General features: G+C 43.2%; 15 protein-coding genes and 1 tRNA gene. 8 read left to right on the forward strand and 8 right to left on the reverse strand.

From position 1 onward, the window contains the following. Positions 1–71: 71 nt before the first annotated feature. Together hemN and QL919_RS03625 are read right to left on the reverse strand one after the other, a co-directional pair. Positions 72–1,610, reverse strand: coding sequence for an oxygen-independent coproporphyrinogen III oxidase (gene hemN / locus QL919_RS03620; protein WP_290188229.1), 1,539 nt, complete (start codon positions 1,608–1,610; stop codon positions 72–74). Positions 1,611–1,800: 190 nt separating this feature from the next. Continuing rightward, a complete protein-coding gene (locus QL919_RS03625) occupies positions 1,801–2,751 on the reverse strand; it encodes an arylamine N-acetyltransferase (RefSeq protein WP_290188230.1) in 951 nt (316 codons plus the stop codon). A 211-nt stretch (positions 2,752–2,962) separates the two neighbouring features. Here QL919_RS03625 and QL919_RS03630 point away from each other — a divergent pair, with 211 nt between their 5' ends. Next, the gene (locus QL919_RS03630; protein WP_290188231.1) at positions 2,963–4,549 is read left to right on the forward strand and encodes a YifB family Mg chelatase-like AAA ATPase; all 1,587 of its coding nucleotides are present in this window, start codon (positions 2,963–2,965) and stop codon (positions 4,547–4,549) included. A 12-nt stretch (positions 4,550–4,561) separates the two neighbouring features. Here QL919_RS03630 and QL919_RS03635 read toward each other — a convergent pair whose 3' ends face one another. From QL919_RS03635 to QL919_RS03645, 3 genes are all read right to left on the reverse strand, one after another. Continuing rightward, the gene (locus QL919_RS03635; protein ID WP_290188232.1) at positions 4,562–6,271 is read right to left on the reverse strand and encodes a formate--tetrahydrofolate ligase; all 1,710 of its coding nucleotides are present in this window, start codon (positions 6,269–6,271) and stop codon (positions 4,562–4,564) included. A 100-nt stretch (positions 6,272–6,371) separates the two neighbouring features. Then, positions 6,372–7,049: a phosphoglycolate phosphatase gene (locus QL919_RS03640; RefSeq protein ID WP_290188233.1), complete on the reverse strand. Its 678-nt coding sequence runs from the start codon at positions 7,047–7,049 to the stop codon at positions 6,372–6,374. Between the two features lie 144 nt (positions 7,050–7,193). After that, entirely contained in the window at positions 7,194–7,694 is a 501-nt protein-coding gene (locus QL919_RS03645; RefSeq protein WP_290188234.1) for a DUF4385 domain-containing protein, read from the reverse strand. Positions 7,695–7,899: 205 nt separating this feature from the next. Between QL919_RS03645 and QL919_RS03650 the strand changes: the two genes are divergently transcribed. Continuing rightward, a complete protein-coding gene (locus QL919_RS03650) occupies positions 7,900–8,268 on the forward strand; it encodes a hypothetical protein (RefSeq protein WP_290188235.1) in 369 nt (122 codons plus the stop codon). A 69-nt stretch (positions 8,269–8,337) separates the two neighbouring features. Here the strand turns inward: QL919_RS03650 and QL919_RS03655 are convergent. Both QL919_RS03655 and QL919_RS03660 read right to left on the reverse strand, forming a co-directional pair. Next, a tRNA-Phe gene (locus tag QL919_RS03655) sits at positions 8,338–8,413 on the reverse strand. A 122-nt stretch (positions 8,414–8,535) separates the two neighbouring features. Next, positions 8,536–8,958 (reverse strand): hypothetical protein, encoded by a 423-nt coding sequence (locus tag QL919_RS03660; RefSeq protein ID WP_290188236.1) that lies wholly within the window; start codon positions 8,956–8,958, stop codon positions 8,536–8,538. A 328-nt stretch (positions 8,959–9,286) separates the two neighbouring features. Here QL919_RS03660 and hisB point away from each other — a divergent pair, with 328 nt between their 5' ends. From hisB to QL919_RS03690, 6 genes are all read left to right on the forward strand, one after another. Further along, positions 9,287–9,913 (forward strand): imidazoleglycerol-phosphate dehydratase HisB, encoded by a 627-nt coding sequence (gene hisB / locus QL919_RS03665; protein WP_290188237.1) that lies wholly within the window; start codon positions 9,287–9,289, stop codon positions 9,911–9,913. After that, positions 9,914–10,558 (forward strand): imidazole glycerol phosphate synthase subunit HisH, encoded by a 645-nt coding sequence (gene hisH / locus QL919_RS03670; RefSeq protein WP_290188238.1) that lies wholly within the window; start codon positions 9,914–9,916, stop codon positions 10,556–10,558. Positions 10,559–10,914: 356 nt separating this feature from the next. Beyond that, entirely contained in the window at positions 10,915–11,289 is a 375-nt protein-coding gene (locus tag QL919_RS03675) for a hypothetical protein (RefSeq protein ID WP_290188239.1), read from the forward strand. Between the two features lie 117 nt (positions 11,290–11,406). Continuing rightward, the gene (locus tag QL919_RS03680; protein ID WP_290188240.1) at positions 11,407–12,582 is read left to right on the forward strand and encodes a hypothetical protein; all 1,176 of its coding nucleotides are present in this window, start codon (positions 11,407–11,409) and stop codon (positions 12,580–12,582) included. Positions 12,583–13,066: 484 nt separating this feature from the next. Then, a complete protein-coding gene (locus QL919_RS03685) occupies positions 13,067–13,714 on the forward strand; it encodes a hypothetical protein (RefSeq protein ID WP_290188241.1) in 648 nt (215 codons plus the stop codon). Positions 13,715–13,967: 253 nt separating this feature from the next. Continuing rightward, the gene (locus QL919_RS03690; RefSeq protein ID WP_290188242.1) at positions 13,968–14,528 is read left to right on the forward strand and encodes a DUF4442 domain-containing protein; all 561 of its coding nucleotides are present in this window, start codon (positions 13,968–13,970) and stop codon (positions 14,526–14,528) included. A gap of 258 nt (positions 14,529–14,786) precedes the next feature. Here the strand turns inward: QL919_RS03690 and rplS are convergent, their stop codons facing one another. Beyond that, a complete protein-coding gene (gene rplS, locus QL919_RS03695) occupies positions 14,787–15,209 on the reverse strand; it encodes a 50S ribosomal protein L19 (RefSeq protein WP_290188243.1) in 423 nt (140 codons plus the stop codon). Positions 15,210–15,239 lie beyond the last annotated feature (30 nt).

Consider the following 15,239-nt stretch of genomic DNA (forward strand, 5'->3'; position numbering starts at 1 on the left):
CGTAAACAATAAAGAAGACCTTAGTTCAAAACTGAGGTCTTTTTTATCATTAATAGCGGATTCAATATAACTTAAATAACCTTAGAAAAGCGGTTCTTATGCTTTTTATCAAGATATTCATCAAATACCATGGCTACGTTACGACCAAGCAGGCGACCTTTCGGTAATACACGAATACCAGCAGCGTCCATATCGATGAGCTTGTCCTCTTGCATGGCGCCAAGCTGTTGAATTTCCTCAATAAAGTAAGTGATGGCATCGATACCGAATTTTTGGTTGACGTCTTTAAAGTCGATATAGTCGTGACAGAGTAAATTCATAATCACATATTCACGCAAGCGATCTTTGATAGAGGTTTTGATAACTTTTACCGCAGGCATGACAGCAGGGTTGCTTTGTGCAGCGTCGATACTGGCTTGATAGGCTTGTAGGTCGGTATCGTTTTGTAGGATGTAGCGGGTATTGGCATTGGCAATTTGACTGATGGATGAAACGCCAAACCCTAGCAAGTCACAGTCGCCCATGATGGTGTACCCTTGGAAGTTACGATGCAGCTTGCCTTCGCGCTGTGCGACAGCTAGCTCGTCATCAGGCTTGGCAAAGTGGTCGATACCGATATATTGATAGCCCGCTTCGCTCAGCGTATTGATGGTGTTGCCAAGCATGGTAAGCTTAGCCGCTGGATCTGGTAAGTCTTCCTCTTTAATTTGACGCTGAGCTTTAAAGCGTTCAGGCAGATGTGCATAGTTAAATACCGACAGACGATCTGGCGACATCTCGATGATACGGCGTACCGTTTTGTCCAAGGTATCTGGCGTTTGATGCGGCAGGCCATAAATCAGGTCAATATTAATAGAATGAAAACCTAAGCCACGTGCTTCAGTGAGCACGTTTTCAATCAACTCTGCTGAATGTACACGATTGACCGCGATTTGTACGGTCTCGTCTAAGTCTTGTACGCCTAAGCTGACACGGTTAAAACCGAGGTTGCGCAATACCTTTAAGGTCTCGCCACTCAACTCACGTGGATCAATCTCGATAGAGTAGTCACCTTCGTCTTCAGGTAAAAACTCAAATTGAGTCTGCAAAAACGCCCACAGTTGTACCATCTCTTCATCACTTAGGAAGGTTGGCGTCCCGCCGCCTAAATGTAGCTGCTTAACGAGTGGTTTATCACTACCATCTGGCACCGCTAATAAGCGACGTTTGTGCTTAATCTCTTTGATGAGATATTGAAGATAATCGCCTGAGTCGCTGTTCTTTTTGGTGATAATTTTATTACAGGCGCAGTAGTAGCAAAGATGACGACAGAATGGGATGTGAAAATATAAAGATAATGGAGCACGAGCTTCACGATTCTGCAGAATTTTTGTCTCAAGGCCCTCAGGCATCGGTGAAAACTCTAAAGCGGTCGGGTAGGAAGTATAGCGTGGTCCTGAGCGGTTGTATTTATTGATCATAGCTTCATCGAATGCGGGTAGCTGCTTGGTCATTATGCTACCACGCGTACTGGCATACGGATTGTCAGGCTGCATGACAGGGCGTACTGTAGTTGGCTGCTCATTAGCATGGTTGTAAGGCTGCTGGGTGTTACTGTTCACATCACTCATAGGGCATTCCTTATACCAAATCCATCTAAAATAAAAATAGCCATACTTTAAAGGCTAAAACATGGTTTATCAAAGTTTTTGATAGGGCATTAGTGGCTAAATATATAGCCACTATTATAGCAAATCCTTACTACTATTGTGGTGGTTGATTGGTTTTTGTACCCCCATAATTGACTCGATAGCTATCGAATTAATTGTCCACAAAATTACTTTCCAAAAAAGACTGTAAGTGTTGGCGCTCACTGGCGGTAATGTCTTCTTCAATATTCATATAAAATACTTCCTTGAGCAATAACAAAAGCTCGTCAACACTTTCTAATTCTTTAGTTTGGCTAACCTGCCCCAACTGATGGCGGCGATACTTGTAGTTCAATAAAGTGTGTCTTACACCCTGCTCATCAAGCCTTGAAACCATAAGCCTGCTTTTAAAAGGCGACTTGGGATAAGTTGAGATATACCAGTTACCAACAATCATATCCATTTTGATTTGGGGTAGTAAATCAAAGACGTAGAGCATCTGCCACTCTGATTTGACCTCACAGCATAAGATATAACGCTCATAATTTACTTTGGCATGAGGGAGTATTGGGTTCTCAGATTGTTTGTCGAAGCTATCATCTCTAATGATCTTATAGCGGCCATGCGGCGTAGTTTGTATCTGTGCTGCGTTTTTTCCCTGAGCGCTTGGCTCTATAGTCGGTTGATTATAAGCAAATAGTAACGGCTCAGTTGGTACTAGGCCGCCAAAACCAACATCAACCAAATAGTTTTGCCTATCGATAGTCACTATGATGGCCATGTGCGTGCGAGCATTGCGGCGTTCAAGTTGATTGTCAAGAATCACAACTCCAGTAATAATTCGAGCCTCGTAACCCAAATGACGCAGTAGCGCTAAAAACAAGCCATTAAGCTCATAACAGTAGCCACCTAAACGGCGCTCTACTACCTTGTCATAAATACTGGCTTCCTCTAAATCATTGGGCCTATCTAAAATGGTGGTCACGCTTTGAAAAGGATACTGGGTTAAATGTGCCATCTGTAACCGCTTTAGCGTGTCTAAATTAGGCTTGATCGGTTTATCAATCTCCGACTCTGTAAACCCGAGTTGTTGCAGATAATGGGTGTAATTGATGTCGCTCATAAATAATCCTAGGTTGTCATTTTCGGACTGTTTGTCTTTTAGTTTAATATTTAATGGCTGCTGAATCTTACCTTTCAAGACTATTGCTATCTTAATGAATAAAATATTCTAGATGCTTTAAATCCGTTTTGTCTATAAATAATAAAACACGACATTTGCGCGTTGATAAATAATGCTCTATTATCAATATTCTCTCTATTAGGAAACGCTGATGTCGTTTGCCCAAGTCTATACCCGTTCAGTCGTCGGTTTGCATGCCCCAAAGGTCATCATTGAAGTTCATTTGTCACAAGGCCTGCCAGCGTTAACGATTGTGGGTCTACCAGAAGCCGCCGTACGCGAGAGCAAAGATAGAGTGCGCTCGGCAATTCTTAACTCAGGTTTTCAATTTCCCAATCGCCGTCTGACGATTAATTTAGCGCCAGCAGACCTGCCCAAAGATGGCGCAAGGCTAGATTTGCCTATTGCGATTGGTATTTTGGCAGCCAGTGATCAGTTGGATCCAGAAGTATTATCAGGGTTTGAGTTTATCGGTGAGCTTGCGTTAAATGGAAATCTGCGGCAAGTGACAGGTAGCTTGGCTGTCGCTCGAGCGATAAAAGCGGAAGCGTTAGCCTTAAAAACGTCAAAAGTATCGAAGGCGTCAAAGAGCAATGGACAACAACTGAATGAGCAACTGCAAGAACCAAATGAAGCGCAGTTAATCGTACCGATGGATAATGGTGCTGAGGCTAGCCGTGTGGAGGGGATAGAGATATTGGCGGCGGATAGTCTAAAAGCCGTTTGTGATCATTTGCAATCACTGACCAATCCAAATGCTAATTATGAGTGTTTAGAAGTCGTCCAGCCCAGTCCGGCACAGCAGCATACAGGATATAAAGTAGATTTGGCGGATGTAAAAGGTCAGCATCATGCTAGACGTGCTTTAGAGATTGCTGCTGCAGGTGGTCATTCATTGTTGTTTACAGGGCCACCCGGTTCCGGTAAGACTTTAATGGCATCGCGGCTACCGACTATCCTGCCTGATTTAAGTGACGAGGACGCGTTAGAAGTTGCTAGTACCTATTCAGTGGCAGACAGTGACTACGATTATGGCACACGGCCATTTAGACAAGTGCATCACACCATATCAGCGGTGGCGTTGGTCGGAGGAGGCTCACGTCCTAAACCTGGTGAGATTACGCTTGCGAATAAGGGCGTTTTATTTCTCGATGAATTGCCTGAATTTGATCGTACGGTGCTGGAAGTATTACGCCAGCCGTTAGAAGCAAAGCAAATCACCATTAGCCGTGCCAACTCGCAAATGACCTTTCCAGCAAACTTTCAGTTGGTGGCGGCGATGAATCCTTGCCCTTGCGGCTATGATGGCGATACATCAGGCCGTTGTCGTTGCCGACCTGAACAGATTAAGCGCTATCAAGACAAACTATCAGGTCCGCTACTTGATCGTATTGATTTGCATATTACTGTGCCAGCATTACCGATTGCAGACCTGCAAAATGCTCAGGCTGGCGAAACATCTGAGCAGGTACGCACTCGAGTAGCTGCCGCGCATAAGCACCAATTAAAGCGACAACAGAAGGTAAATAATGAGCTTAGCCCTAGCGAGATTGATAAATATATTCAGTTGGGCGAGGGCGAACAGCAATTACTACAGCTAGCTCAGCAACGCTTGAATCTATCTGCGCGTGGTTACCATCGCGTATTACGAGTGGCACGTACCATCGCCGATCTTGCCGATAGTATTGATATTACTAGCGCCCATGTATCTGAAGCGCTGAGTTATCGTAGTAAGTAGTTTATGGTTAAATTAAAATAACCCCGTAATATTACCAGCATCGTCTAAATCAATATGCTCCGCTGAAGGACGTTTAGGCAATCCAGGCATTTTCATAATAGGGCCGCAAATCACCACGATAAACCCTGCGCCAGACGAGATGCTGATATCGCGTACATGAATATCAAAACCCGTAGGTCGACCAAGTAGTTTGGCATTATCACTAAGCGAATACTGGGTTTTGGCGATACAAACTGGCATCTTATCGAGATTGAGTGCTTCTAGGCGGCGTATTTTAGCCTCGGCCAGACTGCTGATATCAATATCATCTGCCCCATAGATACGCTGTGCAATCGTGCGAATTTTATCTGCAATACTATTATCACTGTCATAAGCCAAACGAAATTGGCTGGGTTTATTACTGTTTTCATTGAGCAAACTCAGTAAAGTATTTGCTAATTCTTCACCGCCAGCGCCACCTTTCTCCCATACTTGCGTTAGGGCAACTTCCACGCCTTTTTCTAGGCAAGCTTGTCGTACCAACTCAATCTCAGAGTCAGTATCACTGACAAACTGGTTAATGGCGACGACTACGGGCAGTCCGTAGACTTCTTGCATATTTTCGATATGCTTCATTAGATTTGGCAGGCCTTGCTCAAGCGCTGCTAAGTTTTCAGTGGTTAGATTGTCTTTAGCGACACAACCATTGTATTTTAATGCTCGAATGGTGGCGACGATAACAGCCGCATCTGGCGCCAATCCTGACAAGCGACACTTGATATCACAGAACTTTTGCGCACCAAGGTCGGCACCAAAGCCTGCCTCAGTAAGGGTATAGTCTGCCAGATGCATGGCAACTCGGGTCGCAATGACTGAATTACAGCCGTGGGCGATATTGGCAAACGGACCGCCATGGACGATGGCAGGCGTGCCCTCAATCGTCTGTACAAGGTTAGGTTTAATAGCTTCTTTTAGGAGTACTGCCATTGCACCATGAGCATTGAGGTCTTTGGCGTATATTGGCTGCTTGTCTTTGTTATAAGCTATTAAGATATTGCCTAGGCGTTGTTTTAAATCGTTCAAGTCTGTCGCTAAGCAAAAGATAGCCATCACTTCAGAGGCAACCGTAATATCAAAACCATCCTCACGCATCACGCCATCGGTGGTCTTGCCAATGCCGCTGATAATATTGCGCAATTGACGATCATTCATATCTACCGCTCGACGCCAGAATACTTGTTTTGGATCGATATTCAGCTCGTTACCTTGATAAATATGGTTGTCTAGCAGTGCTGCCAGCAGGTTATTTGCCGCCCCAATCGCATGAAAGTCACCAGTAAAATGCAGGTTGATATCTTCCATAGGTAGTACTTGCGCGTAACCGCCGCCAGCTGCACCGCCTTTAATCCCAAATACCGGGCCGATGGATGGCTCACGTATGGCAACCACCGTTCTCTCACCGCTGTTTTGTTGCTTGTGGATACGGTTTAGTGCATCTGCTAAGCCGATGGTGACCGTGGTTTTGCCTTCGCCAGCAGGCGTTGGGTTAATGGCAGTGACCAATATTAATTTGCTCTGCTTTGCCTTAGCTGGCATGGCAAACACATCGGCTGGATTTATTTTTGCCTTAAAATGTCCGTAAGGTTCGATATGAGTGGCTGATAAACCAAGTTTTTGTGCAATGTCATTGATGGGCTGTAAGGTAACATTTTGGGCGATGGCAATATCGCTAGGTACGGTCATATCAAAGGTCTCGTCGCAGAATGCAATTGCGTAGGGTAAAGGGTTGTTTGCTTATCAATTCATTATTCTAGTTCTATTAAAAGGCCAATTTTTTAAAATATTAAGCCTTTAAAAGGTATTTAACCAACGCCGCAAAGTCATCAAATGCTTCGGTAGGATTCAGTTCACGAATGTCTTGCCCATAGTTATAACCATAAGACAGTCCAAGGGTGTCCATATTGGCATTTTGTCCGGCTAATATATCGTTTTTTGAATCACCAATCATGACCGCTTGGTCTGGAGTAACATTTAACGCCTCACAGACATGGAGTAGCGGCGCGGGGTCTGGTTTTTTAACGGGCAGACTATCACCGCCTAAGACTTCTACAAACAAATCTTGCCAGCCAAAGGATTGCAAGATTTTAGGGACGAAACGATTGGGTTTATTGGTCACTAATGCCAACGTATAGCCCGCTGCTTTGAGTTTTTTTAGTCCGCTGTCTACATCTGGGTAGGCAACGGTTTTGCTGCCACTAATGTTTTTATAGGCATCAAAAAACACTTGCTCAGCATGATCGGCTTCCTCGACCATTAGCTCACCTTCTAAGACCTCTACCTTACCCACCAATGCGCGCTCGACCAGCATCCTTGAGCCATTGCCGACCCAGTTGCGTATGGTGTCGAGAGAGTAGGTTTCTTTACCAAGGGTGGTTAGCATCGCGTTAGTAGCATCAGCCAAATCTGGCACACTATCGATTAAGGTGCCATCGAAATCAAAAATCAAAAGTTGCTTATCCATTATTCCTCGCTACCTAGAAGTATTGCATTCGTTTTTTAAGTTATTAGATTTAAAGTTTAGGTTTTCGTTCTGTATTACCATAGCACAGCAAACCGTTAAAACTAACTGTTACTAATGTTTTTAATATCTGACTTTCAATATATGCTATTCAACTTCTTTATAGCGCTCGCGGTGTTCCTTTTTCATCTTTAGATAGGTTTCATTTTCACGGCACATATCCCATTTTTGTTTAAAAATACGGGCAGATTCTGCTTTGATCGGATCTTCCACTTGCCGTGGTAATTCTTCACGACCATGGGCCCCGCTTTGGCCTTTTTTATCATCAGGTACTGGTCCTTTATATTTCTTGCCGCCTTTATGATTGGCGTAACGACGCGCGCGGGTATAACCCATTTGAATAAACTTGCGCGCCATATCCGCACCGACAAAGTCATCGGCAGCCAGATAATCTAAAAACATCTGATAAATAGTCTCGCTGCTTTCTGTCGCAATATCAGGCGTGGCAAAGCGCCAGTGCAGCAGGATTTCGGACTTATAAGGTTCTACCAATAATACGCCTTGTTCACCACGACCGACGCGGTACAGCTCAGGCTGCGCACGTAAGTCTAAGTTTTTATAATCCAAATCGTAATCAAACTCTCTCATAGCTTGTCCCTATTAGTAATCATCTAGTAGCAATCTTTCTAGAATTCAGCTGTCAAATTTAGCATTATCAATACTATCGAGTATACTGAGCGCAGCTGTCTAAAAAACAGCACAAAAATGTTATGCAACCGTGACAGTAAGCGTTTAGCATGAGAAGAGTCATTAGTAGAATCAATTATTGAGCAGGTCTGAGTAGGTAAAGGTCATGACAGTGAATAAAAAAACTATAAATAAAATCAGCCTAGCTGGCTCAACTTTGATGATGTCATTAAAAAACGCACTTATGATATCAGCGCTGCTGCTTATAAGTGTGCTAAGCACTAATGCTGCCCATAGCGCATGGTTTGAGCGTTTGATACCGCAAGGTGAGACCTATACGGTGCGTGAGATAGATCGTGATTTGGCATTTGTGATTGATGGTTTTATCTATGATGCGCGTACTTCTTGTTTTTTAGCAGTGGGCGATCGAGTGGTATTTTTTGAAGGGCGTCACGGTATTGACTACCGCGCAACGATTTATGATTTAGACTCGCGTGAGCGTTGTGAGTTATTACTAAGAAAACGTTTGTCATAATTAATAATTTTAAGCATAAAAAAAGCCCTGAACAGTAATGTTCGGGGCTTTTTAGAATTCTTAAACGAATGGTGGCTCGAGGCAGGTTCGAACTGCCGACACACGGATTTTCAATCCGTTGCTCTACCGACTGAGCTATCGAGCCGTCTTCGTTGAGGCGCTATTAAACTAAATATAGGCGTTACTGTCAAGTAGTTTTTGCATAATAGGTGATAAAAAGCCATAAATAATCAAATATAAGCCAAAACGAAGGTTTTATCCTTAAGATTAATCTTTAACACGCAGTAGCTCATACTCGCTCATGATACGGTGAATCTCTGCATCAGCAGGGACAAATTCACGAACGCCTTTTTTCACTTCGGCATCATAAACCAATTTAATAAACTTAGCATCGATGGCGCGTTTGCGATTTTCTGCATGCACGGTTAGATACTGCAAGCGCTTGGCATTGGTTTGCCCATCATCAAAGCAGGCAACGGCGGCGATAGGCTTATCATTAAACATACCGACATAAAGATACTGACCACGCTTAAAACCTTGCTCAACGATGTTTAATACCTCGAGACCATCAGGCTGCGCATCATCGCTATCATACAGGGCATGCAGGCGCTCAGATAACTCATTTTCACGTGCAGGTTTTTTGATGAGTGGGGCATCCAAGCTATTGATGGCAATCGCTTCTAAAGGCATGGTTGGTTCCTATAAATAATCGGTTTTTATAAACAGACGGCTTCTATAAGTTGATATAGCATGGCGCTGTAGAATCAGTACGAGTAATGATTGATAAAACTGAATTCACTATTTTAGCAGAATGACACGATTTTGTGCGTGGTTTACTGCTTGGTCGTGGCAGTAGTGGTTAGGGTTTGCTATGATGAGGATATTATTTTTTTATCGCTATTAATAATAGTGACTGGCTTTTTTGGTTATTTATATTTCATCGTTCTCATATTTGGAATACGTCGGGCTTTTTTTAGGCCTGTTTTTATTGTTTGCTTTTAATTGATAGAGAGTAGCCATGACAACTGATTCAAACTTAAACCTACACGGCCGCCCAGCACGTACTGCGACTGTTGAGCGCAATACTGCCGAGACCCAAGTGAAATGTACTGTCAATCTTGATGGTACTGGTCAAGGCACTATCGATACTGGTGTGCCGTTTTTAGATCATATGCTTGATCAAATCAAGCGTCACGGTTTGTTTGACTTAGACATCAAGTGCACCGGCGATACCTTTATCGATGATCACCACAGTGTTGAAGATACTGGCATTACGCTTGGACAAGCCTTTAATAAAGCGCTAGGCGATAAAAAAGGCATCCGTCGTTATGGGCATTTTTACGCGCCACTCGATGAGTCATTGACTCGTGCAGTCGTTGATCTCTCAGGTCGTCCTGGTTTGCATATGGACATTCCTTTTACGCGCTCGCATGTGGGTACTTTCGATGTCGATTTATTTAGCGAGTTTTTCTACGGCTTCGTCAACCATTCGTGGATGACCGTACATTTAGACAATCTCAAAGGCAAAAACAGCCATCACCAAATCGAATCTACGTTTAAAGCCTTTGCTCGTGCGCTGCGTATGGCGTGTGAATATGATGAGCGTGCGTTGAATACGCTACCGTCGACCAAAGAGGCGTTCTAGATGAGTAGAGCTACAAAGATTGCATTATTAGATTATGGCATGGGTAATTTGCACTCTGCCGGCAAAGCACTATCAGCGGTAGGCGCAGAAGTCTCTATCACCAATGACCCAAAAGTCGTCGCTGCTGCCGACAAAATCGTTTTCCCTGGTGTCGGTGCCATGCGCGATTGCATGATTGGTATGCACGATGCTGGCATTGATGAGGTTGTGCATCAGGCGATATTTAATAAGCCTGTTATGGCCATCTGTGTTGGAATGCAGGCGTTATTTGAACAAACTGCTGAGAATGGCGGTACGGATTGTTTGGGTATCTTGAATGGTACGGTAAAAGCCTTTGACCCGACGTGGACGGATGAGCAGGGCGCCACGATTAAAGTACCGCACATGGGCTGGAATACCATTAGCGGTATGGATTTTGACCATCCATTGTGGAATGGCATAGGCGACAACGCGCACTTTTACTTTGTGCACAGCTATTACTGCGCGCCTGCCGATAGCACGCAAGTGGCTGCTGTTTGTGACTATGGTCAGCCGTTTTGTGCCAGTATTATCCAAGATAACTTATTTGCCACCCAGTTCCATCCAGAAAAAAGCCACACCGCAGGCTTGCAATTATTAAAGAACTTCGTTGAGTGGAATGTGTAGCCAATCCCACCTGATGCTTGTATCTACCTAGACGCTGGCGTGCGGACTTATAGGTCTGGTAGCGTTCCCTCTAAAACCGAGCGACCACTCCCAGACTTAGTTCGCAACGCCATCGTCGTTAGCAAGATATTGCTACGGAATTTGCGAACATGCAAACCTCTTGCGTTCGGACGAAGCAGTGCTTGGTTATTCCCTCGCTCAGGGCTAAATCACACCCCAAGGCCGATTTAAAAAACTGCCTTTGATTCTTCATAAAAAGCACGCTTGCTAACCTTTGCCAACTATCGAATTGAAAAGTGCTATTCAGCATCAGCATTATCGGTTAGTCTAGAGCATCTCAAGTTTGGAACATCCCAGTGGACTTCACAATCTTTAAAATAAACATCATAGAGATAACCGGACTGGCCAAGGATGCTCTGCATATCTATGTTGGCGTCGGTATCTATCTACTATGTCTGCTCGTGCTGCTGCCTATTATCAAAAAGCAAAGTATCAGATCATTCATGGCTTTAATCGTGGTAACGGGCGTTGCTCTATTGGGTGAATATCTAGACAACCGCCATATCATTATACCTAGAGGGTTTTTTGCATTAGGAATGGTAGATATAAAGGCAAGCCTCCATGATTTGGTTAATACTTGTCTGCTGCCTTATGTGCTTTATGCATTGAATAAGTGGACGACACTTTTTCATCCAACGGTTTTAGTGAGTGGGTCTTTGAAAAAACGATGATAGATGATTAGCAAATAACACGAAACAGTGATAGAAAAACGGTTAACATAAACGAATCAAAAAGCAAAAGACTCATTTTAAAGATTCTCTGAATCGAATCAAAGAGAGGTCAATATTATGCTTGTATTGAAACCGTGCACACCTTTTCTCATCAAGCGTTTGAACAATAACTGCATATCAAACAAACACCCTTTAATATTAACAGCGCTACTACTAAGCCTCGGTAGCTACCATCCTGCGATAGCCAGTCAAAGCGTCACTATTGATATGCGTAAGCCTATGTCTGCAGCACAATTGGCAGAATACAATCGCGATGGTATTGTCATTGACTACGACAACACTCCTGTATTAAAGCAGGTCTACGTGACCGCCAAAGACGGTGCAATTGCGCGCCAGTTGCCGAGTGGTGCTGCAAAAAAGATTAAAGACTATCGTATTGGCACAAAGCTTGATGTCATCGAAGACAATCAACAGTGGTATGGGATTCGCGACAGTATTTTTAGACAGTACGATGAAGACTATGACGGCCAAGATAGGATGCAAATAGAGGTGGTCCGGTGGGAGAAGGTCTATATCAAAAAAGACCAGACTGGATCGCTTGATAGCATAGTACTGATGCCTAAAGACTTGAATATAGTGTCGCATTTATCAGTAGGCAAAAAAGATGAGTCCTTTGAAACTGGCAAAGCGCTTAATGATTACCTGAAAATTGAGCTGATAGATAAAGCATTGTTTGAAAAAAAACGACCGCTGGCTGTCGATTATCTATCACATAAAAACGCGATTAAAAAACAAGATGGCGTCATATCCATTCAACTGGTTAAAGACTCTGTGAATCTAGTAGATATCGATAGTGACGATGATGGTGAAACGTATCGCTATATCGGTCAAATCGATGCCTTAGATCAGCATCTGGTTGAAGTACTGCGTTGGGAGAGTCAAAACTATCAAATGTTTGATCAAGTTGAAGGGTTCTTAACTCAAGAGTTTTCAGCTTATCCTTATCTCTCACCAAATAAACGCTATATCATCTCAGCTTATGCCAACCCATATGAGGGTCATACCGATCTCGGACTCTATAAAGTTAAAGGCAGAGAGATCATCCCTGTTATGAGTGCAGGCTTTAAAAATTGGATGCCTACTATGGAGTCAGCAGATATATTTTGGGCGAGCGACGGCTATTTGTATTTGGCAGTGACTCATAGCGCCGCTTATTGGAAGGAAGATGGTAATCTTAATAATCGGTCACAGTATATTAGAATAAAAGTAGTTGATGGTGTTGCTACTCAATAATTACATGCTGCGACATGCTAACACTCTCTTTGTTATCGTATAATTGACGAATCACCTCAAGCGCTTAAATCAAGGACTCATAGATGTTGTTTACAGCGCAAAAAACGGACTAAATATTAGTCCGTTTTTTTGGTGTAATGGACATTATTCATGCTGGCGTAGGGTCTAACGCTATATACTGTCTATATTTGCAAGGAATCAACGCCATGAATCAAAAAACTGCCCTTTTTGTCGTGATAAACACACCAAGAAGAATGGACGCAAGCTTGGCAAACAGCAGTACCAATGTCTGGCTTGCAAACGGCAGTTTTTAGGTGGCAAAAGACTCAATAATCAAACCCTATGGAGGGAATACACTCAGGGTAAACAGACCTACCAACAACTGGCTGATAAATACCACTGTAGTCTTAAAACCATACAAAGGCGCTTAGATAAAGTTGATATTGAGTATCAAGTAAAACGTCCTAAGACTGCTAACATCATCATGGACACCACTTACTTTGGTCGCAAATTTGGTTTAATGGTTTTTATGGACAATACCACTAGAGCCGTTCTTTACTACGCGATAGTCAGTCATGAAACCAACAGTGCCTACGAGCAAGGAATTGATCACCTAGCGTCCTTAGGCGTTGATATACAAAGCATCACCTGCGATGGCAGACGAGGGCTTAGAGCCCTGTTTACCTGCACCCCTTGCCAGATGTGCCAGTTTCATCAGGTGCAAATAGTGACTCGTTACCTCACTCGTCGCCCTAAGAATATCGCAAGTATTGAGCTTAGACGGCTCACTTTAAACTTAACACAGCTTAATAAAGCTGACTTCATAGAGCACTTAGATTATTGGTATTTGACTCATGAAGATTATCTTAATGAGCGTAGTACCAATGACGATAACAGTAGAACGTGGTACACGCATAAGCGTCTTAGAAGCGCTTATCGTAGTTTACGAATCAATAATGATTGGCTATTCACTTATCAAGAATATAAGCACTTAGACATACCAAATACCACCAATTCTATTGAAGGGTTATTCAGTGAGTTAAAGCGACAATTACACAGTCATCACGGTCTAAATGAGCAGCGTAAGCTGCGGTTTATTAAAGACTTTTTAGGGTCAAAGACACTCAAATAACATGAATTATGTCCATTAGCGACTACCTTCTACTTTTTAGCATGAATTTTGTCCATTACACCTCTATTTACTCTCGTTACGCTTTAAACCTAGCAGTCGTTGCATTTATTACTTATGATAAATACCTTTTATAGTCATCCTATTCAATACAGAAACCCCATCAAAAAACTCTAGGCGTGTCCTACTTTTAACAATGAGGACACACCTTACATCAATATAATTAAAAATCTAGAAGCAGTAACAGGACATTCTTATGAGTTTACTACCCACCAATTTTGAAACCTTAAAACGTCGGGCCAAACAAAGTATCATGCCATTGTTGACACCGCATTTACTCAAACTACGTATCAACACCTACGCACCTTATGTCGGTGCCGGTATCAAAATTGAGCATATTAGCCTCGACCAAGGTCTATGTGTGGTCAGCATGGGTCTGAATGCGCTGAACAAAAACATCGTAGGCACTCAATTTGGTGGCAGCTTGTACTCAATGGTTGATCCATTTTATATGCTCATGCTTATGCATCAATTGGGCAGTAGCTATGTGGTTTGGGACAAAAGCTCACATATTAACTTTGTCGCGCCAGGCAGCACCAAAGTCACGGCAAGGATGAAGATTCCTAGTGGTGAAATCATCACTATTCAAGAGCTGGCAAAGGAAGGCGATGCCGTTTTCAGAGAGTACGAGGTAGATATTGTCGATGAGCAGCAAAAGGTCGTGGCCACTGTCACCAAAACTATTTATATACGCTTGCGCAAATACAGCAAATCAAAGAACCAAAGTATTCGTATCGACACGTCTGATATTTCTTGATATCTAATAGCTCGATACGTTGCAGCTTAGCTGCTTTAGTAAATGAGTTCGCCACATGATTTTGACGTTAATCCATCATTTTAAAAGTGCCACATACAAAAACCCCAATCCAGCATTCGCATAGATTGGGGTTTCGTCTTTTTTGGTATGGCCCGCTTATTTATAAATAAACCTATGAATAAGGGCTTGTATCTACTATCACCTTGTCTTTGGTTAACTGTAAATCATACAGTCAACCGAAAGTGGCAAAGTTGTTGCTTAAATACCTGGGGCAGTTTCAACTGCATCAGGAACGCCAGCGTCAGTTTTTTTCTTAGCAACTGGACGAGCACCAAGCTTTTCGCGGATACGTGCTGATTTACCAGAGCGCTCACGTAAGTAGTATAGTTTCGCACGGCGAACAGCACCGCGGCGTTTCACTTCAATGCTATCGATGATTGGTGAATGCAATTGGAATGCACGCTCAACACCAACGCCGCTTGAGATTTTACGTACGGTAAACGCTGAGTTTAGACCGCGGTTACGCTTAGCAATTACAACGCCTTCAAAAGCCTGTAAACGCTCACGCTCACCTTCACGTACTTTTACTTGTACCACAACGGTATCGCCGGGTGCAAAGTTTGGGCGCTCAAGCAATTGAGCGTTTTCGATGACCTGAACCAATGGATGCTTGTTGCTCATGAGAGTTATCTCCTCACATTAGATAATAGA

The sequence above is a fragment of the Psychrobacter sp. APC 3426 genome, assembly GCF_030408035.1.
Lineage (GTDB): Bacteria > Pseudomonadota > Gammaproteobacteria > Pseudomonadales > Moraxellaceae > Psychrobacter.